This is a genomic window from Mycobacterium appelbergii (assembly GCF_032883035.1).
In the GTDB taxonomy this organism is placed as follows: domain Bacteria; phylum Actinomycetota; class Actinomycetes; order Mycobacteriales; family Mycobacteriaceae; genus Mycobacterium; species Mycobacterium appelbergii.
In genome coordinates this window covers 451323-468296 of sequence record NZ_JAMQTH010000001.1, presented here as the reverse complement: position 1 = coordinate 468296, position 16974 = coordinate 451323, and the positions used below count along the sequence as shown (strand labels likewise).

Sequence of the window (16974 nt, the reverse complement as noted above, 5' to 3'; positions counted from 1 at the left end):
GGTAATGCCATGGCGGACAAGACGAATTCATCGGCAGGCAACAGCACCGCCCCGACCGCGGACAATCCGGCGGCGATTCGTAACGTGGCTCTGGTGGGCCCGTCGGGCGCCGGAAAGACCACCCTCGTCGAGGCACTGCTGCTGGCCGCCGGTGTGCTGCCCCGGACGGGCTCGGTGGTCGACGGGTCAACGGTATGCGATTTCGACGAAGCCGAAATCTCCCAGCAACGCTCGGTCGGGTTGGCGCTGGCCCCGTTGCAGCACAACGGAATCAAGGTAAATCTGATCGACACACCGGGGTACGCCGATTTCGTGGGTGAGCTGCGCGCCGGGCTCCGGGCCGCCGACTGCGCCCTGTTCGTCATCGCCGCGAACGAGAGCATCGACGAACCGACCAAGGCGCTGTGGCTGGAATGCAGCCAGGTGGGCATGCCGCGCGCCGTGGTGATCACCAAGCTCGACCATGCCAGGGCCAACTACGCCAACACGCTGGCCGCGGCGCAGCAGGCGTTCGGTGAGAAGGTGCTGCCGCTGTACTTTCCTGCCGGGGAGGGCGTCATCGGGCTGCTGACCCAGACGCACTACGAATACGCCGACGGTAAGCACACCACGCACACCCCCGCGGACTCCTACGCCGACGAGATCGCCGAACTCCGCGGCACCCTGATCGAGGGGATCATCGAGGAGTCCGAGGACGAGAGCCTGATGGAGCGCTACCTCGGCGGCGAGGAGATCGACCAGGATGTCCTCGTCGAGGATCTGGAGAAGGCCGTGGCCCGGGGCTCCTTCTTCCCGGTGCTTCCGGTGTGCAGCGGAACCGGCGTCGGCACCCTCGAACTGCTCGACGGCGCCACGCGCGGGTTCCCGTCACCGCCCGAGCACCGGCTGCCCGAGGTGTTCACCCCACAGGGCGCGCCCCGCAAACCGTTGACGTGCGATCCCGACGGACCCCTGCTGGCCGAGGTGGTGAAGACGACGTCGGATCCCTATGTCGGCAGGGTGAGCCTGGTCCGGGTTTTCTCCGGCACCATCAGGCCCGACGCCACCGTGCACGTGTCGGGCCATTTTTCTGCCTTCGCCGAGACCGGCGGCCACGCCGACTCCAGCCTGACCGGCGGCCACGCCGACTCCAGCCTCACCGGCGGCCACGCCGACCACGACGAGGACGAACGCATCGGCACCCTCTCGTTCCCGCTGGGCAAGCAGCAGCGCCCGGCGCCGTCCGTCGTCGCAGGCGACATCTGCGCAATCGGCCGGCTCAGCCGCGCCGAGACCGGTGACACCCTCAGCGACAAGGCCGACCCGCTGGTGCTGCGGCCATGGACGATGCCCGATCCATTGCTGCCCGTGGCCGTGCAACCGCACGCCAAGACCGACGAGGACAAGCTCTCGGTCGGTCTGGGTCGGCTGGCCGCCGAAGATCCGACGTTGCGCATCGAGCAGAACCCCGAGACCCACCAGATCGTGTTGTGGTGCATGGGTGAGGCGCACGCGGCCGTCGTACTCGACGCGCTGTCCCGGCGCTACGGGGTGTCGGTGGACACCGTCGAGTTGCGGGTTCCGCTGCGGGAGACATTCGTCGGCAGGGCAAAAGGCCACGGCCGTCATGTCAAGCAGTCCGGCGGTCACGGCCAGTACGCGGTCTGCGACATCGAGGTGGAGCCGTTACCGGAAGGATCGGGTTTCGAGTTCGTCGACAAGGTGGTGGGCGGCTCGGTGCCACGGCAGTTCATCGGCAGCGTCGAAAAGGGCGTGCGCGCCCAGATGGAGAAGGGCCTGGGAGCCGAAGCGGCCTATCCCGTCGTCGACATCCGGGTCACATTGGTCGACGGCAAGGCACACAGCGTGGACTCCTCGGATTTTGCGTTCCAGATGGCCGGTGGGCTGGCGCTGCGAGAAGCGGCCGCCGCGGCCAGGGTCAGCCTGCTCGAGCCGGTCGACGACGTGACCGTGGTGATTCCCGACGATCTGGTCGGCACGGTGATGGGTGACCTGTCGAGCCGTCGCGGCCGGGTGGTGGGCACCGACAAGGCCGGTGAGGATCGCACCATGGTGAAAGCCGAGATCCCCGAGGCGGAGTTGGTGCGCTACGCCATCGACCTGCGCTCGCTGTCGCACGGGGCAGGTTCGTTCACCCGGTCGTTCGCGCGTTATGAACCCATGCCGGAATCGGCGGCAGCGCGGATGCGCCGCGCGGTCTAGCCTTCGCCTAACTCGCGAGATCAACGCAATGGTCGATCCGCCCAGCGCGGTTTCACCATTTCGCTGATCTCAGGCGGGGTTCGTCGCGTAGAACTCGTCGGTGCCCGCACCCTCTTCGAGCTCGACATCGAAGGTGTTCAACGCCAGGGCGAGCGTGCCGTAACCACCGACGGTGAACATCAGGTCCATCCGCTGCTTGTCGTCGAGGCACGCGCCGAGGCGGGCCCAGGTCGATGGTGAGATCCGCGAGCCCGAATGCAGTTCGTCCACCGCGTTGAGCACGGTCTGGTCGAATTCGTCTGAGGCAACACCGGTTCGGGCCGCATCGACATCGTCCTCGGTCAACCCCGACCGGCGCCCCATGGCGCTGTGGTGTCCCCACTCGTAACCGCAGCCGTGGTGATGCGCGGTACGCAGGATCACCAGTTCCCTGATCCGCTCCGGCAGCGTGGACGACGCCTGGAGGTAGGTGTTGAACGGCAGGAATGCGCCCGCCAGCACGGGGTGACGGACCAGGGTCGCCAGCGCATTGCCCGCGTCGTCGGGGTTGCGCCGTTCCGGTGGCACGGTGGCGGCCAATGCATCGCGCGCGTGATCGTCCCAGTCTTCGGCCGGTAGCGGCGTGAGCATCTCCCATATCCTCTCTGCGCGTCGACCACCTTTACGATCGACTAGTAATCTACTTTACGATCGTAAAGTAGATTGGTCGGCAACGCACACGAGGGAGACCCGGATGGACAGTGTTGCCGGCGTCGTCGACACGCGTCTGCGTCTGGTCGAGGTCGCCGTCGAACTGTTCACCCGGCACGGCTACGCCGGGACGTCCCTGCAGATGATCGCGGATGAGCTTGGCTTCACCAAGGCCGCCATCTACTACCACTTCCGCACCCGCGAACAGCTGCTGACCGCCGTCGTCGAACCGCTCCTGGCACAGCTGCAACGCACCGTCGAGGAGGCGGAGACCCGCCGCGGCGCGTCCGGCCGGGCCGATCACATGGTGCGTGGATACGCCGAACTCGCGGTGCGCAACCGCGCGCTCGTCTCGGTCCTGGCCAGTGATCCGAGCGTGAACGAAGCACTGCGCAGCCGCCCCGACTGGGACAGCGTGATCAACCGGCAACTGGCCCTGCTGGCCGATATCGACCCCGGCCCGGCCGGGATGGTCAAGGCGGCGATGGTGTTCTCCGGGATCGCCGGCGGCGCCGGGGCCGCCGGCGACGGCATATCCGATGAGGAGCTGTACACCCACCTGGTCGACGCGGCCCGCCGCACGCTCGGGTTACGGGCGTCCCGGCGCTGACCAGAACTTCGACGAATACCGAAAGGGACACGATGACAACCGCCCCCAGGACCGCGCTGGTCACCGGAGGAGCCTCCGGAATCGGCAAGGCCGTCGCCACACGGCTCGCGGCCGACGGCCATCAGGTGGCCATCCTCGACCTCACGGCCACCGGCGATTTCGGCTACGCGGCCGACGTCACCGACCGGGCGCAGGTCGACGCCGCATTCAAGGCGGTCCGCGAACAGCTCGGCCCCGTCACGGTGCTGGTCAACGCAGCCGGCCTCAGCGATTTCACGCCGTTCACCGACATCACGTTCGAGCGTTGGCAGCGCGTCGTCGACGTCAACCTCAACGGCGTCTTTCACGTGGTGCAGGCCGGACTGCCCGACATGATCGCCGCCGGATGGGGCCGGATCGTCAACATCTCCTCGTCGAGCACCCATTCCGGTGTGCCCTACATGAGCGACTATGTGGCCGCCAAGTCTGCGGTCAACGGGCTGACCAAGTCGTTGGCACTGGAATTCGGGCCTGCAGGCATCACCGTCAACGCCGTGCCGCCGGGCTTCATCGACACCCCGATGCTGCGGGCCGCCGAAAGCCGTGGTGAGCTCGGCGACATCCAGCACACCATCGACGCCACCCCGGTCCGGCGGATGGGCAAGCCCGAGGACATCGCCGCCACCTGTTCCTTTCTGGTCTCCGAAGAGGCCGGCTACATCACGGGGCAGATCATCGGCGTCAATGGCGGCCGCAATACCTGATTGCGTCGCGCTGTGACCCGGATCTCGCAGTGGCAATAGTTTGACGTCCGCCGCAATCGACGTTTGATAGTTGCTTTTGTCTCGTATTGTTTGGGACAGTTTGCTGAGCTTCTTTTTGGCTGCGTCAATAATGCTGCGTCGAGTACTCGGGGGGTGCGCGTGGCCACGTCCTCACCAGCGTTGCGGGACCGCCTGGAACAGCGGTTCAAACATTGGCGGTACGACCCGCCATACAAGTCCGCTTGTGCGGCAATGGTGCTCGTAACGGTGGTGGTACTGGTCCTGACGTGGATGCAGTTCCGCGGCGCCTTCGAAGAGAAGACCCAGTTGACCGTGATGTCGGGCCGGTCCGGATTGTCGATGGACCCGGGCTCGAAGGTGACGTTCAACGGCGTGCCGATCGGCAGGCTGACAGCGGTCGACGTGGTGAATGTGGGAAATAATCCCGAAGCCAGGCTGACGTTGGATGTCAAACCGAAATATTTGGAGCTAATTCCGGCGAACGCGGACGTCCAGTTGCGCGCCACCACGGTATTCGGCAACAAGTACGTGTCATTTCTCGCCCCCGAACATCCGTCGGCGGAACGGGTGTCGGCCTCGACGAAGATTCAGACCAGCGGGGTGACGACGGAGTTCAACACCCTGTTCGAGACCATCACCGCAATCTCCGAACAGATCGACCCGATCAAACTCAACGAGACGCTGACTGCCACCGCTCAGGCCCTCGACGGGTTGGGCGACAAGTTCGGTCAGTCGCTGGTCAACGGCAACGACATCCTGGCCGACCTCAATCCGCGGATGCCACAGATTCGGCGGGACATCACGGGCCTGGCCGATCTGAGCGAGATCTACGCCGATGCCTCCCCCGACCTGTGGGACGGCCTGACCAATGCGGTGACCACCGCCCGTACGCTCAACGATCAACGCGGCAACCTGGATCAGGCATTGGTGGCCGCGGTGGGCTTCGGCAACACCGGCGGCGACATCCTGGAACGCGGCGGCCCGTACCTGGTGCGCGGGGCGCAAGATCTGCTGCCGGTGGCCGAGATGTTCGATCGCAACAGCCCGGCGCTGTACTGCATGATCCACAACTACTACAACGCCGCACCGGCCTTCGCCGCTCAGACCAACAATGGCTACTCGTTCCAGTTGCACGACTTCCTGATCGGTGCGGGCAATCCGTGGGTTTATCCCGACAACCTGCCGCGGGTCAACGCCACGGGCGGACCAGAGGGCCGGCCGGGCTGCTGGCAGCCGATCACGCGCGACCTGTGGCCTGCGCCGTATCAGGTGTTCGACACCGGTGCCTCCATCGCGCCCTACAACCACCTCGAACTCGGCCAGCCGCTCATGACCGAATACGTGTGGGGCCGACAGATCGGCGCGCTCACCATCAATCCGTGATGCCTGGGGTCAACTAGACCCGGTCGGCGGCCTTCGCTTCGAGTTCCGCCTCGAGCTGTTCCTCGTAGGCGCCCTCGTCACGGCCCAGTGCGATGGTCGCGGCAGCCATCGCGCCGATCGCGAAGGACAGGGCGACCGGTTCGATACCCGTGATGGCCGGGTGCTCACCGAGCACTATCGAGCCGAGCGCCACCGCGACCACCGGCTCCAGCACCAGCATCGTCGGCACCGACGTCTGCAGCGAACCCGCATGGAATGCCGACTGCTGTAACAGGGTGGCCACCACCCCGAGGAGCACCACCAGGTACAGGGCGGGAGTGGTCAGGGCCGTCAGCACGCTGCCCTCGGCGACCAGGTGCATCACGATCTTGGTGAGCACCGCAACGACGCCGAACATCACGCCGACCGCGACGGCCAACAGCACCGCCCGACGCCAGTTGGTGCTCCGGGTGGCGGCCAGCACGCAGACCGTGACCGCCGCGGCGCACACCACCGCGACCACCACGGTGGTGGAGGACGAGACCGAATAGCTTCCGGTGCTCGCCCGCGCGAGCACGACGAACACGGTGAGCGCCGCGGTCAGCACCAACGCCCACAGCCATTCGGTACGGCTGACCCGACGATGTGCCAGGCGCGCACTGAGCGGCAGTGCGAACAGCAGCGCGGACACCAGGACGGGTTGCACCAGCAGCAACGATCCGAAGCCCAGCGCTACCGCCTGAAATCCGTAGCCCGCGACTGCCGACGCGGTACCCAGCCACCAGATCTTGCGGCGCAGCAAGGTGCGCAGCATGACGGTGCTGACGCCTTTTTCGGCAGGGACGTCGATGGTGGCGCGTTGCCGGACCACGATGCCGATCGCCGCAAATACCGCCGCCAACAGAGCGAACAGCACCGCAAGTCCGTTGCCGAGCAAGCCTCGTCAACCCCTTCCGGGCCGATTCGGCCCATGAACGCCAGTCACCCCCAACCGTAGAGCGCCGGAGGCTCCCGCGCTGACCGGGGTTAGACGACCTCGAGGCGCTGCTCGGGTTCCTCGGGCGCAGTGTCCGGTGCGATCCGGTCGTTCACCGTGGCCACGGCCGAATCGACCCGATTCACCGCGGTGTCGCATAGATTCCGCACCCGGCCGCTGGCGGTTTCGACGTCGTCGGCGGCGCTACGCAGGTAGGCCCTGACGTTGATCCGGAGCCGCTCGCCGGCGTTGCGCGCACGGCGGCGCAACCGCTCGTCGACCTCGACGGTCACGTACGGCAACAGCCGAAATCTCATCTGCCCCGCTCCCATCCGTTGCGATGCCATGGCTCACAGTAGCCCGGCGTACGCGAGGTGAGGAGGCAGACGTGATCGGCGCCGCACCGATGGGCGCGGTGGTGTTCGCATCACACTGCGGCTGCGGCATCCCAGTCGACGAGGGTCCATCCGTCGGTGGGGTTGCCGGTGACGACAACCCGGCCGGTGTTGTCGAGCGGTTCGGTGAGCAGCCGCGCCGGGTCCGGATTCTTCACGTTCATCGTCACCCACATCATGATCGCGCCACCGTGCGAGTAGGCGATCGGATTGTCGTCACCGGTGTCGTAGATGCGTTGGACCGCATCGTCGAAGCGGGCGTCGAACTCGTTGCCGTCGACCGACCCCGGTATCCGGGCGGAACGGTCGCCGCGCAGCCACTGCTCGGGTGCGGCGAAATAGGTGTTCACCGCGTCCGCCTCGGGCCGGCCCTCATAGATTCCGGCCTCGATCTCGCGCAGCCCGGGCAACACCGTGACGGGCTCGTGCAGCGCGTCGGCCATGGGTCGGGCCGTCTGCTGGGTCCGGACCATCGTCGAGGCGAAGATCCCGTCGTAGTGATGTCCGGCGAGTTCCCGCGCGCTGGCGACGGCCTGGCGGCGACCCAGTTCGGTGATCGACGGACCCGGGGTCGAGCTGTCGATCAGACCCGATGCGTTGCCCGCGGATTGCGCGTGCCGGACGAAGGTCAGGGTTATGGTCCGATAGCCGCCTGCCGAGGCCGCCGGCGCCAGCAGTGTCGCAACGGCCAATATGACCGTCGCGCACAGCGACAACATCCGCACAGGCTGTCGTACCTGACTCATCGCTGTCCCATCGGCGTACTTTCGTTAGCGTGACTACGCTCAACAATGACAGAGTCGCGGGCACCTTGGCTCGCATGTACGCCGCGTCGGCCGAACAATTCGAGAAGTTGCGCCAAGATGCGCCACAACGGTTCGCCGACTTGTCGGGCGCCAGTGCGCAAGAACGCGCCGATGCGCTCAGCGACATCTACATGCCGGTCACCCCGGAGGCGGGCCGGCTGCTGTACTCCCTGGTGCGTGCCACCAAACCGCAGATCGTCGTCGAGTTCGGCATGTCCTTCGGGTTGTCCGCACTGCACCTGGCCGCCGCGGTGCGCGACAACGGCTCCGGCCGGGTGTTCACCACCGAACTCAGCGCCGCCAAGATCGCCGCCGCCAAGCAGACATTCGTCGACACCGGTTTGGACGATGTGATCACCGTGTTGGAGGGCGATGCGTGCGAGACGCTCAAGAGCGTCGAAGGCGCGATCGGCCTCGTCCTGCTCGACGGCTGGAAAGAACTGTACCTTCCGGTGGTGAAACTCCTTGAACCACAATTGGTCCCGGGAGCTCTGCTGATCGCCGACAACACTTCCATGGCCGATACCCAGCCGTACCTGGACTACGTGCGCGACAGCGGCAACGGCTATGTGAGTGTGAACTTCCTGGCCCGCGACAGCGACAGCATGGAAATCAGCTGCCGGTCCTAGCCCGCGCGCGATATGCCGACGGGGTCTCGCCACAGAACTGGGCGAAGCACCGGGTGAACGAGCTCAGGCTCTCGAATCCGACGGCGGTCGCGGTGGCCTGCACCGACTGCTCCGGGCCGGCCAGCAGGGCCATCGCCCGCAGCATCCGCGCGTGCAGAAGATAGGTGCGCCAAGACATTCCGATCGTCTCGGAGAACAGCCGGCGCAACGTCCGTTCCGACACGGCCACCGTGCGGCTGACGTCTTCGACGGTGACCGAGTCGAGGTGTTCCTTTGTGTAGGTCAACGCGGCCGCCACGACGGGGTGCTCTGAGGTGGGCAGGCTCAACGGCGCTTCGTGATCGAGCGCCTCGACCACCAGATCCGCCAAGGTCCGGAAGAATCCGTCAGAGGCTCTGTCATCCTCTGGGGTGCCCGCACGGCGTTCGATCGACCAGCGCAGGGCGTAGACCATCATCTCCCGGATCAACGGTGACACCGCGATGATGCGGGCGCGGTCACCGGCGTCTCCGATGAGACCGGGGTCGAACATCACCGCAATCGTCTTGACGTCGGGGTTCATCACCGCCTGGTGTTCGAGGCCGGCGGGAATCCAGGCCGCCTGTTGCGGTGGCAGCAGATAGTGCGCGGCGGCGGTTTCCACCTCGACCACACCGTGCAGCGCGTACTCAATCTGGTGTACGTCATGCGAATGCCAGCCGGTGATCAGCCCCTCACCCTGGTACAGATAGCTCCCGGCCGGCGCCGTCCCGCCGCGGCGAAGGTCGATATGTCGAGCCTTGGCCGCTTTGGACAAATCTCTGTCCGAAGCCGCAGAGACGGTCATGTCGTTCGAGGGTACTACTGGGGTTATGGAGACCCAAGACCTGATTCTCGTGAGCATCGACGACCACGTCGTCGAACCACCTGACATGTTCCTCAATCACGTGCCCGAGAAGTACAAGGCCGAGGCGCCGATCGTGGTGACCGACGAAAAAGGCGTCGATCAGTGGATGTATCAGGGTCGGCCCCAGGGCGTGAGTGGGCTGAATGCCGTGGTCTCCTGGCCCCCCGAGGAATGGGGCCGTGACCCTGCAGGCTTCGCCGAAATGCGTCCCGGCGTCTACGACGTCCACGAACGCGTCCGCGACATGAACCGCAACGGCATCCTGGCCTCGATGTGCTTCCCGACCTTCACGGGCTTCTCGGCGCGGCACCTCAACATGCACCGCGAAGAAGTGACGCTGGTGATGGTGTCGGCCTACAACGACTGGCACATCGACGAGTGGGCAGGCTCCTACCCGGACCGGTTCATTCCCATCGCGGTGCTGCCCACCTGGAATCCGGAAGCGATGTGCAAGGAGATCCGGCGCGTCGCCGCCAAGGGTTGCCGCGCGGTCACCATGCCGGAACTGCCGCATCTGGAAGGACTTCCGAGCTATCACGACGACGAGTACTGGGGTCCCGTCTTCCGCACGCTCTCCGAGGAGAACGTGGTGATGTGCCTGCACATCGGCACCGGCTTCGGCGCGATCAGCATGGCGCCCAACGCCCCGATCGACAATCTGATCATCCTCGCCACGCAGGTGTCGGCGATGTGTGCCCAGGATCTGTTGTGGGGCCCGGCCATGCGCAACTACCCGGATCTGAAGTTCGCGTTCTCCGAGGGCGGCATCGGCTGGATCCCGTTCTACCTGGACCGCAGCGACCGGCACTACACCAACCAGAAGTGGCTGCGCCGCGACTTCGGCGACAAGCTGCCGTCCGACGTGTTCCGCGACCACTCCCTGGCCTGCTACGTCACCGACAAGACCTCACTGAAGCTGCGCCACGAGATCGGCATCGACATCATCGCCTGGGAGTGCGACTACCCGCACTCGGACTGCTTCTGGCCCGACGCTCCCGAACAGGTGCTGGCCGAACTGAACGCCGCGGGCGCCGACGACTCCGACATCAACAAGATCACCTGGGAGAACTCCTGCCGGTTCTTCGGCTGGGATCCGTTCGCCCGCACACCACGCGAGCAGGCGACAGTGAAAGCATTGCGCGCCAAGGGTGCCGACGTCGACGTGTCCATCCGGCCCCGCGCCGAGTGGGCCCGTATCTACGAGCAGAAGCAGCTCGCGAAGGCGTGACCCTTTTCCGGCGAGCAGACGCGCCGGTACCCATTTTCGACGGCTTCCGGGTACCGGAGTGTCTTCTCGCCGGGGAAATCGGGGGCTCCTTCAGCGCAGTACCCGCACCGGCACGTGGGACCAGCCTGCGACGTTCTGCATGCTGACGCGTTCGCATCGGTCCCAGCGCACTTCGTAGCGGGGCATGAAATCGAGCAATTTGTCCAGTGCGATCGTGCATTCCAGACGCGCCAACGCCGCCCCGAGACAGCTGTGGATGCCGTATCCGAAACCGAGATTCTGGGCTTCGGTGCGGTTGCGGTCGATGTCGAAGACGTCAGGATCGGTCCACGCCTCGGGGTCGCGATTCGCCGAACCGCCCACCAGGAACACCGGCTTCCCTTCCGGGATCGTCATGCCGTGCAGCTGGATCTCCCGCTGTGAGCGGCGCACGTTGTACTGCGCCGGGGCCTCATAGCGGAGCAGTTCCTCGATCGCGGCCGGAATCCTGCTGCGGTCCTCGCGCAACAGCTGCCACTGTTCAGGGTGGCGGGCGAATACCACGGCCGCGTTGCCGACAAGCTTGGTCACGGTCTCCGCGCCTGCGCCCCCGAGAAGCGTGGCGAATCCGGCGATTTCGGAGTTCCGCAAACCTGTCGCCTGGCCGCCCTCACGCTCGATCTCGGCGGTTACCAGTCGGCTGATCATGTCGTCCCCGGGCTCGCGGCGGCGCACCTTGATCAGGTCGTAGTACATCAGCCAGGTCTGCGCCATCGCCTCGATGCCGGCCTCGGACATCTCGATCTGTCCCGGCTCGCGGTGCAGCGACGCGTCGATCCACAGCCGCACCTGCTGACGGAATTCCGCAGGGACACCGAGCATCCGGGTGATGACCTCGACGGGGAAGAACGCCGAGACGTCGGACACCACGTCGAAGCCGTCCGGGTCGACGGCATGCAGGTAGCGCTCGATCTGTTCATCGACCATGTCCTGCATCGCGGTGATGGCCCGCGGAGTGAACACCTTGTTGACCAGGCTGCGCATGTGCCGATGGTCAGGCGGATCCATGGAGATGATCATCTTCGCCGGGACCTTCTGGCCGGTCCGGACCATCGCGAGGTCCACCCCGTACGCCGAGGAGTATGTCTCGAAGTCCCGGAACGCCGCGGCCACGTCGGCGTGTCTGGTCAGCGCATAAAAATCGTATTCGGCGCTGTAGTAGACCGGCGCCTCCTCCCGCATGCGCCGATATGTCTCGTACGGGCCGTTGAAGAAGTCCGCCGAGAACGGATCGAACACCAGCTGCGACGTCGTCACGATGACCTCAACCTCCCATCGACGCCATTCCAGGACGCCTAACTGTAATAGATACAGTAGCGGAGGTTCGAGGTCCGTATCAGTGCGTGATCTGCCAGTCCGCGGCTTCGTGCTGCTGGCGCCAGAATTCGTCGAAGCGGCCACCGGCGGCAAGCAGCGCGTCGATGCTGCCATCCTCGACGATCCGGCCATCGTCCAGGAACAACACGCGGTCGGCGTGGCGGATACTGGCCAGCCGGTGCGCCACGATCACCCGTGTCCGCGATTGCAGATCCGCGGTGAGCGCATCGACCACCGCGACCTCGTTCTCGGTGTCCAGCGCGCTGGTGGCCTCGTCGACCAGCAGCACCGGTGCGGGTTTGACCAGTGCCCGGGCGATGCTGACGCGTTGGCGCTCACCGCCGGACAGCGCCGCGCCCGCCTCGCCGACCTTGCCTGCGTCGCCGTCGGGCAACCGCCCGGTCAGCTCGTCCACCCGGGCCAGCCGCATCGCACCGGAGAGCCGGTCAGCGTCGGCACCGGGGTCACCGACCAGAATGTTGTCGCGGATCGTCCCGTCGAACAGGTAGGGATGCTGGAACACCACACTGGTTGCGGCGCGGCGGTTTTCGGGGTCGAGGGTGGCGACGTCCACCCCGTCGATCAGGACGCAGCCCGCCGTCGGCTGATGCAGCCCTGCGATCAGCGCCAAGATGGTGCTCTTGCCCGAGCCGGACGGTCCGACGATCGCGGTGGTACCGCCCGGCTCCAGCACGAAGCTGACGTTCTCCAACACCGGGACATCCCCGTAACCGAAACTCACGTCGTCGAACTCGATGCGCGGCGCGCGGTGCGCGTCGCCGAGCTCGGCGGTGCCCGCCGACAGTGCCGGCGCATCGAGCACGGCGCGGATGCGGCCGAGCGTGGCCCTGGTGGATTCGATCGCCGGGGCCAGCTCGCTGAGCGCCGTGAACGGTTCCAGGTAGCGGGCGACGACGACGATCAGCGCGATCGCTTCCGGCACTGACAGCGCGCCGCGCACAGTCAGCACCGTTGCCATTCCGGCCAACAGGATCAGGGCCAGCTGGCTGGCCAGGCTGAACAGCAGCTGCCCCGGAATCTGCATGGCCAGCAGTCGCACGCTGGCGCCGTGCTGAGCGGCCAGGGCGCCGCCGACCATGCTGCGCGCCGGTTCCACCCGGCGGGCCGCCCGCAACGCCTGTTGGGTGCGGGCGAATTCGATGATGCGCTCGGTGAAGGCGCTGTTGGTTTCGTCGGCGACGGTGTCGGCCTTGCGGCTCAACCTGCCCGACGCCCACAACGCTCCCAGCAGCACGGCGACGCCGGCCAGCGCTGCCAGCCCGAGCGGCAGCGATACCACCAGCAGTGCCAGTGCGATCGCGGCAGGCAATAGGATCGCCCCGATCAGCGGGCTGAGCAGATTGACCACGAGGCCGACCAGTTCGGGTCCCGTCGACGCGATCGCCTGCCGTGCCGTGGCGGTGTTCTCACCGGTCAGCCAGTCGAGGCGGATGTTCGGGAGCCGGTCGGCGACATCGTGCTGGGTGTTGTCGAGGACCGCAAAACCCAGGTCGAAGCCGAGCCGCGAGGTCGTGGTGTCGACGATCCAGCCGAGGACGGTCGCCGCGGTCAGCCAGCCGAGCCACACCCAGGCGTCCGAGGGCGTGTCGCTGAACAATGCGGCCACCAGCGGTACCAGCAGCACCGTGCCCGCGGCCCGGATCAACACGGAGGCCAGCGTCAGGATCGAGTAGACACCCAGTTTGGGCCGCATCGCGGTTGGCACGAGGGCGATCAGGGTCCGGATCATCGGGCGGCCTCCCCTGCGGTGACGGTGTCTCGGCGGCCGGTCTCCCACAGTTGGTGGTAGCGACCGGCGACTGCCAGAAGTTCCTCGTGGGTGCCTGTTTCGACGATGCGGCCACCGTCGAGCACCACGATCTGGTCGGCGTGGGTGATGGTGTGCAACCGGTGTGCGATCACCAGCACGGTGCGGTCTCTGGTCAGCCGGTTGAGAGCCTGTTGCACAAGGTATTCGGACTCGGGGTCGGCGAAGGCAGTGGCCTCGTCGAGGATCAGCACCGGCGTGTCGGCCAGGATCGCCCTGGCGATCGTGAGCCGTTGCCGCTCACCGCCGGACAGGCTCGCCGCCGCGCCGAGTTCGGTGTCATACCCGTCGGGCAACCGCAGCACCCGCTCATGGATCTGGGCGTCGCGGGCGGCCTCCTGCACCCGGTCGAGGCCGGCGTCCGGTTCGGCCAGTGCGACGTTCTCCGCGACGCTTCCGGCCACCAGCTGGGTCTCCTGCAGGACGAAGCCGACCCGGCGGTACAGTTCGTCGGCACTGAGTGAACGGATATCGTTGCCGCCCAGCTTGATCGCGCCGTCGCCGACGTCATAGAAGCGGGCCAGCAGCGCTGCCAGGGTGGACTTGCCCGATCCCGACGGGCCGACCAGCGCGGTGACGGTACCCGGCCGCAAGGTCAGCGAAACCTCCTGGATCACCGGCACACCGGGCCGGTACGCGAACGTCACGCGGTCGAACACCACCGCGCCCTCGTCCCCGGCGGTCGCTTCGTCCTCGGACACGGCGAGCTCGGACTCGTCGAGCGCGGTCTGGATTCTCCGGGCCGCCAGCATGCCACCGCGGATCCCGCCCAGCCCGTAGCCGATGCCCAGCAGACGGACCCCGAACGTGGTGCCCAGCAACAGGAACGGCAGCAGGTCCACCGGGTCCATCGCACCGGTGACGATCATCGGGGTGCCGACGACGGCGATCAGCCACACGAAGGTACCGGGCCGCGTGACCAGGTCCATCAAGGATTTCTTGCCGGTGAACGGCCGCTGCCAGGCCACCAGGAAGCCGATGTACTCGTCGAGCCGGCGACGGAAGCTCGACGACGCCGCGCCACCGAACACCCGCACCACCGGCTGGCCTTCGAGATAGGCGCCTGCCTCGCCACTCATGCGGTCGGCCCACCGCTGCGCCTGTGCAATGCGAGGCCCGGATTGAAGGGTCATCACCGACATCAGCACGAGGTAGGTGAGCACCGGGATGAACAACACCAGCGCCAGCCGCCAGTCCACCGTGAACAGATAGACCAGGACGGCCACCGGGGCGATCACCGCCGCTACGGCATCTCCGATGGCATGGGTGACCAGGTAGTGCAGGGACAGCGTGTCGTCCTGCACGAGCTGCTTGATCGAACCCGATCCGCGTGCGGTGAACCAGCCCAACGGCAGCCGGGACATCTTGGTCAGCAACCGGGTACGCAGATCACGTGCGAAGCGCGCGTCGATCCAGTGCAGCCACAAGGTCAGTGCGGCGGCCAGGAAGGTGCCGGTGCCGAGCAGCCCGACGGCTGCGAGGCCGAGCGTCCACAGCCGGTCGGACGGAGCCCCCGCCAGCAGCAGCCGCGCCAGTTCGACGAGCAGTACGAACGGCGCCAGCTGCACCAACGTGATCACGGCCTGCAGCACACCGGAGATGATCAGTTGGTTCTTCAACGGGGCCAGCAGCCGGCCCGCGGCCTGCGAACGCCAGTTGCCGCGTGCGGGCGCGGCGGCCGCGGGTTGCGGTTCCGGCTTTGCCACAGCAGGTTTGGCTGTCTCGGGTGCGGCCTCGGGCGTTTCGTCATCGCGTTTGGTACCCATCGCGCGACCCTGGGTCCAATAGGCCTGGGGGTGCAGTTCGGATTTGGGGAATCCGAACTCGCCTTTCAGCCGGGCGCGCAGGTGCTTGAGGGAGCCGGCCTCCGGTGTGACCCAGCAGTACCAGTCCGACCAGTCTCTGGCCTCGATCGCGGCGGCCAGTGATGTGGTGTCCTCGCGCACCACCCAGTGCAGACGCATTCTGGGGTGCTCGGCGATGGGGATGAGCAGATCGCTGTCATCGTGTTGTTCGAGGTACACCTCGATCGGAATATCATGGGGAACAACGCTGATGATGCCGTTGATGGCCGGGGTGGCAGCCGCGTCGCCGATCAGCAGGTAACCTGCCGGCGGGTCCTCGGGAACACTGAATCCCGGTGACCCCAGCGACATCACCGGTACGGTGTCGCCCGGACGGGCGGACCTGGCCCATTTCGACGCCGGGCCGGAGGGCTCGTGCAGCACCACGTCGATCGTGAAATGCCCCGTGTCGGGTTCCATTTCGATCATGGTGTAGGCGCGCTGGAACTCGGTCTTGGTTCCGTCGGGATCCGGTACCCAGAATCGGAGGTATGAGGTCGGCTCGGCCACCGCGTCTTCGAACAGCGTGGGTGAGACCATCCGGATCCGGAGCAGCTTCGGTGTCACATGCTCGGTGCTGACCACCGTTGCCTGGTGATCACGCGCGCCGAAGCCACGCATCATCACTCCCTGGATGCCGCGTGCCATCAGCGGTCCTCTCCTGCGGCGGTCAGATCCGCCACGATGTCGTCTATCGGTCGGCTTGGTCGCACCGCGGTCAGAAGGCCCCGGATCAAGCCGTTGAGCAGTAATCCCACGTATTGCTTTGAGGTCAGGTGCATTCCGGCGGTGTGCACCGGCGCCAGGGCAGCGTCGGCGGCAAGGCGCTGCGCAGCCGCGTCGCGCTCGAGGGCGAATCCGTCGTCCCCCGCGCCGGCTTCTGCCTTGATCTCATGTTGGGCAGCAAGGCCGATCGCCAGCACCGCCACCGAGCTGCTGAGCAGCGCCGCGGCCTCTGCGGTGTAGCCACGACTGCCGAGAATGGTCACCTCTTCGGCGAGCAGCCGCGCACCGGCCTCGCCCCGGGGGAAGAGCAGTTGAAGGTAGGCCGCGAGACCCGGATGGTCGAGGGCATAGCGGTGCAGTTGCAGCCCGAAGGACCGCAGGTGTTCTTCGACGGTCAGCCCGGGGTCGTCGTCGAGGATCAGTTCGGCCAGCAGGCTTTCGCCCACCAGGCGCTCCAGTTCCCACCGGCCGCTGATGTGCCGGTACAGCGCCGTCGCCGAAACCCCGAGCCTGGCTGCGACGGCGTTGACACTCAGTTCGCGCATGCCCAGCGCGCGCCCGGCGGCGACGATGTCGGGCACCGCGATGAGCGGTCGGCGGCCACCGACGCGCGTGGCGACGTCCGGTACGGCCACGATCACCCCCTGAGGAAAGTTACCCCCACAAACTAAG

At 66.5% G+C, this 16974-nt stretch carries 15 protein-coding genes; 6 read left to right on the top strand and 9 right to left on the bottom strand.

The window, feature by feature from the left end:
- The first annotated feature begins 9 nt into the window (after nucleotides 1–9).
- The gene (locus M1247_RS02185) at nucleotides 10–2202 is read left to right on the top strand and encodes an elongation factor G-like protein EF-G2 (protein WP_317154613.1); all 2193 of its coding nucleotides are present in this window, start codon (nucleotides 10–12) and stop codon (nucleotides 2200–2202) included.
- A gap of 69 nt (nucleotides 2203–2271) precedes the next feature.
- On the opposite strand, the gene M1247_RS02180 is transcribed toward M1247_RS02185, so the two are convergent.
- Nucleotides 2272–2832, bottom strand: coding sequence for a carboxymuconolactone decarboxylase family protein (locus M1247_RS02180; protein ID WP_317154612.1), 561 nt, complete (start codon nucleotides 2830–2832; stop codon nucleotides 2272–2274).
- 103 nt (nucleotides 2833–2935) lie between these two features.
- Between M1247_RS02180 and M1247_RS02175 the strand changes: the two genes are divergently transcribed.
- From M1247_RS02175 to M1247_RS02165, 3 genes are all read left to right on the top strand, one after another.
- Complete coding sequence (locus M1247_RS02175; RefSeq protein WP_317154611.1) at nucleotides 2936–3502, top strand: TetR/AcrR family transcriptional regulator; 567 nt, start codon at nucleotides 2936–2938, stop codon at nucleotides 3500–3502.
- A gap of 32 nt (nucleotides 3503–3534) precedes the next feature.
- Nucleotides 3535–4245 carry an SDR family NAD(P)-dependent oxidoreductase gene (locus M1247_RS02170; protein WP_317154610.1) on the top strand — a complete coding sequence of 237 codons (711 nt, stop codon included), beginning with the start codon at nucleotides 3535–3537 and terminating at the stop codon, nucleotides 4243–4245.
- Nucleotides 4246–4497: 252 nt separating this feature from the next.
- Entirely contained in the window at nucleotides 4498–5649 is a 1152-nt protein-coding gene (locus M1247_RS02165; protein ID WP_317154609.1) for an MCE family protein, read from the top strand.
- Between the two features lie 13 nt (nucleotides 5650–5662).
- Here the strand turns inward: M1247_RS02165 and M1247_RS02160 are convergent, their stop codons facing one another.
- From M1247_RS02160 to M1247_RS02150, 3 genes are all read right to left on the bottom strand, one after another.
- Nucleotides 5663–6565 (bottom strand): DMT family transporter, encoded by a 903-nt coding sequence (locus tag M1247_RS02160; RefSeq protein WP_317154608.1) that lies wholly within the window; start codon nucleotides 6563–6565, stop codon nucleotides 5663–5665.
- An 89-nt stretch (nucleotides 6566–6654) separates the two neighbouring features.
- A complete protein-coding gene (locus M1247_RS02155; RefSeq protein ID WP_317154607.1) occupies nucleotides 6655–6921 on the bottom strand; it encodes a hypothetical protein in 267 nt (88 codons plus the stop codon).
- 110 nt (nucleotides 6922–7031) lie between these two features.
- Nucleotides 7032–7745, bottom strand: coding sequence for a histidine phosphatase family protein (locus M1247_RS02150; RefSeq protein WP_317154606.1), 714 nt, complete (start codon nucleotides 7743–7745; stop codon nucleotides 7032–7034).
- Nucleotides 7746–7819: 74 nt separating this feature from the next.
- Here M1247_RS02150 and M1247_RS02145 point away from each other — a divergent pair, with 74 nt between their 5' ends.
- Nucleotides 7820–8434, top strand: a complete 615-nt coding sequence (locus M1247_RS02145; protein WP_317155006.1) for an O-methyltransferase — start codon at nucleotides 7820–7822, stop codon at nucleotides 8432–8434.
- Here the strand turns inward: M1247_RS02145 and M1247_RS02140 are convergent.
- Nucleotides 8418–9260 carry an AraC family transcriptional regulator gene (locus M1247_RS02140; protein WP_317154605.1) on the bottom strand — a complete coding sequence of 281 codons (843 nt, stop codon included), beginning with the start codon at nucleotides 9258–9260 and terminating at the stop codon, nucleotides 8418–8420. The genes M1247_RS02145 and M1247_RS02140 overlap by 17 nt on opposite strands.
- 25 nt (nucleotides 9261–9285) lie before the next feature.
- Between M1247_RS02140 and M1247_RS02135 the strand changes: the two genes are divergently transcribed.
- Nucleotides 9286–10548: an amidohydrolase family protein gene (locus M1247_RS02135; RefSeq protein WP_317154604.1), complete on the top strand. Its 1263-nt coding sequence runs from the start codon at nucleotides 9286–9288 to the stop codon at nucleotides 10546–10548.
- A 90-nt stretch (nucleotides 10549–10638) separates the two neighbouring features.
- Here M1247_RS02135 and M1247_RS02130 read toward each other — a convergent pair whose 3' ends face one another.
- The 4 genes from M1247_RS02130 to M1247_RS02115 form a co-directional block, all read right to left on the bottom strand.
- A complete protein-coding gene (locus M1247_RS02130; protein ID WP_317154603.1) occupies nucleotides 10639–11844 on the bottom strand; it encodes a cytochrome P450 in 1206 nt (401 codons plus the stop codon).
- A gap of 79 nt (nucleotides 11845–11923) precedes the next feature.
- Entirely contained in the window at nucleotides 11924–13654 is a 1731-nt protein-coding gene (locus M1247_RS02125; RefSeq protein WP_317154602.1) for an ABC transporter ATP-binding protein, read from the bottom strand.
- Nucleotides 13651–16224: an ABC transporter ATP-binding protein/permease gene (locus M1247_RS02120; protein ID WP_317154601.1), complete on the bottom strand. Its 2574-nt coding sequence runs from the start codon at nucleotides 16222–16224 to the stop codon at nucleotides 13651–13653. The genes M1247_RS02125 and M1247_RS02120 overlap by 4 nt, the downstream gene beginning before the upstream one ends.
- On the bottom strand, nucleotides 16224–16937 hold the full coding sequence (locus M1247_RS02115) for a TetR/AcrR family transcriptional regulator (RefSeq protein ID WP_317154600.1): 714 nt from the start codon (nucleotides 16935–16937) through the stop codon (nucleotides 16224–16226). Before M1247_RS02115 ends, M1247_RS02120 begins: the two co-directional genes overlap by 1 nt.
- Nucleotides 16938–16974: the final 37 nt, after the last annotated feature.

What these genes read in the sequence shown, in the direction of transcription:
- M1247_RS02180 (WP_317154612.1), bottom strand. Translation starts at nt 2,832, where the DNA reads ATGCTCACGCCGCTACCGGCCGAAGACTGGGACGATCACGCGCGCGAT.
- M1247_RS02145 (WP_317155006.1), top strand. Translation starts at nt 7,820, where the DNA reads ATGTACGCCGCGTCGGCCGAACAATTCGAGAAGTTGCGCCAAGATGCG.
- M1247_RS02140 (WP_317154605.1), bottom strand. Translation starts at nt 9,260, where the DNA reads ATGACCGTCTCTGCGGCTTCGGACAGAGATTTGTCCAAAGCGGCCAAG.
- M1247_RS02150 (WP_317154606.1), bottom strand. Translation starts at nt 7,745, where the DNA reads ATGAGTCAGGTACGACAGCCTGTGCGGATGTTGTCGCTGTGCGCGACG.
- M1247_RS02175 (WP_317154611.1), top strand. Translation starts at nt 2,936, where the DNA reads ATGGACAGTGTTGCCGGCGTCGTCGACACGCGTCTGCGTCTGGTCGAG.
- M1247_RS02135 (WP_317154604.1), top strand. Translation starts at nt 9,286, where the DNA reads ATGGAGACCCAAGACCTGATTCTCGTGAGCATCGACGACCACGTCGTC.
- M1247_RS02170 (WP_317154610.1), top strand. Translation starts at nt 3,535, where the DNA reads ATGACAACCGCCCCCAGGACCGCGCTGGTCACCGGAGGAGCCTCCGGA.
- M1247_RS02155 (WP_317154607.1), bottom strand. Translation starts at nt 6,921, where the DNA reads ATGAGATTTCGGCTGTTGCCGTACGTGACCGTCGAGGTCGACGAGCGG.
- M1247_RS02165 (WP_317154609.1), top strand. Translation starts at nt 4,498, where the DNA reads ATGGTGCTCGTAACGGTGGTGGTACTGGTCCTGACGTGGATGCAGTTC.
- M1247_RS02185 (WP_317154613.1), top strand. Translation starts at nt 10, where the DNA reads ATGGCGGACAAGACGAATTCATCGGCAGGCAACAGCACCGCCCCGACC.
- M1247_RS02120 (WP_317154601.1), bottom strand. Translation starts at nt 16,224, where the DNA reads ATGGCACGCGGCATCCAGGGAGTGATGATGCGTGGCTTCGGCGCGCGT.
- M1247_RS02125 (WP_317154602.1), bottom strand. Translation starts at nt 13,654, where the DNA reads ATGATCCGGACCCTGATCGCCCTCGTGCCAACCGCGATGCGGCCCAAA.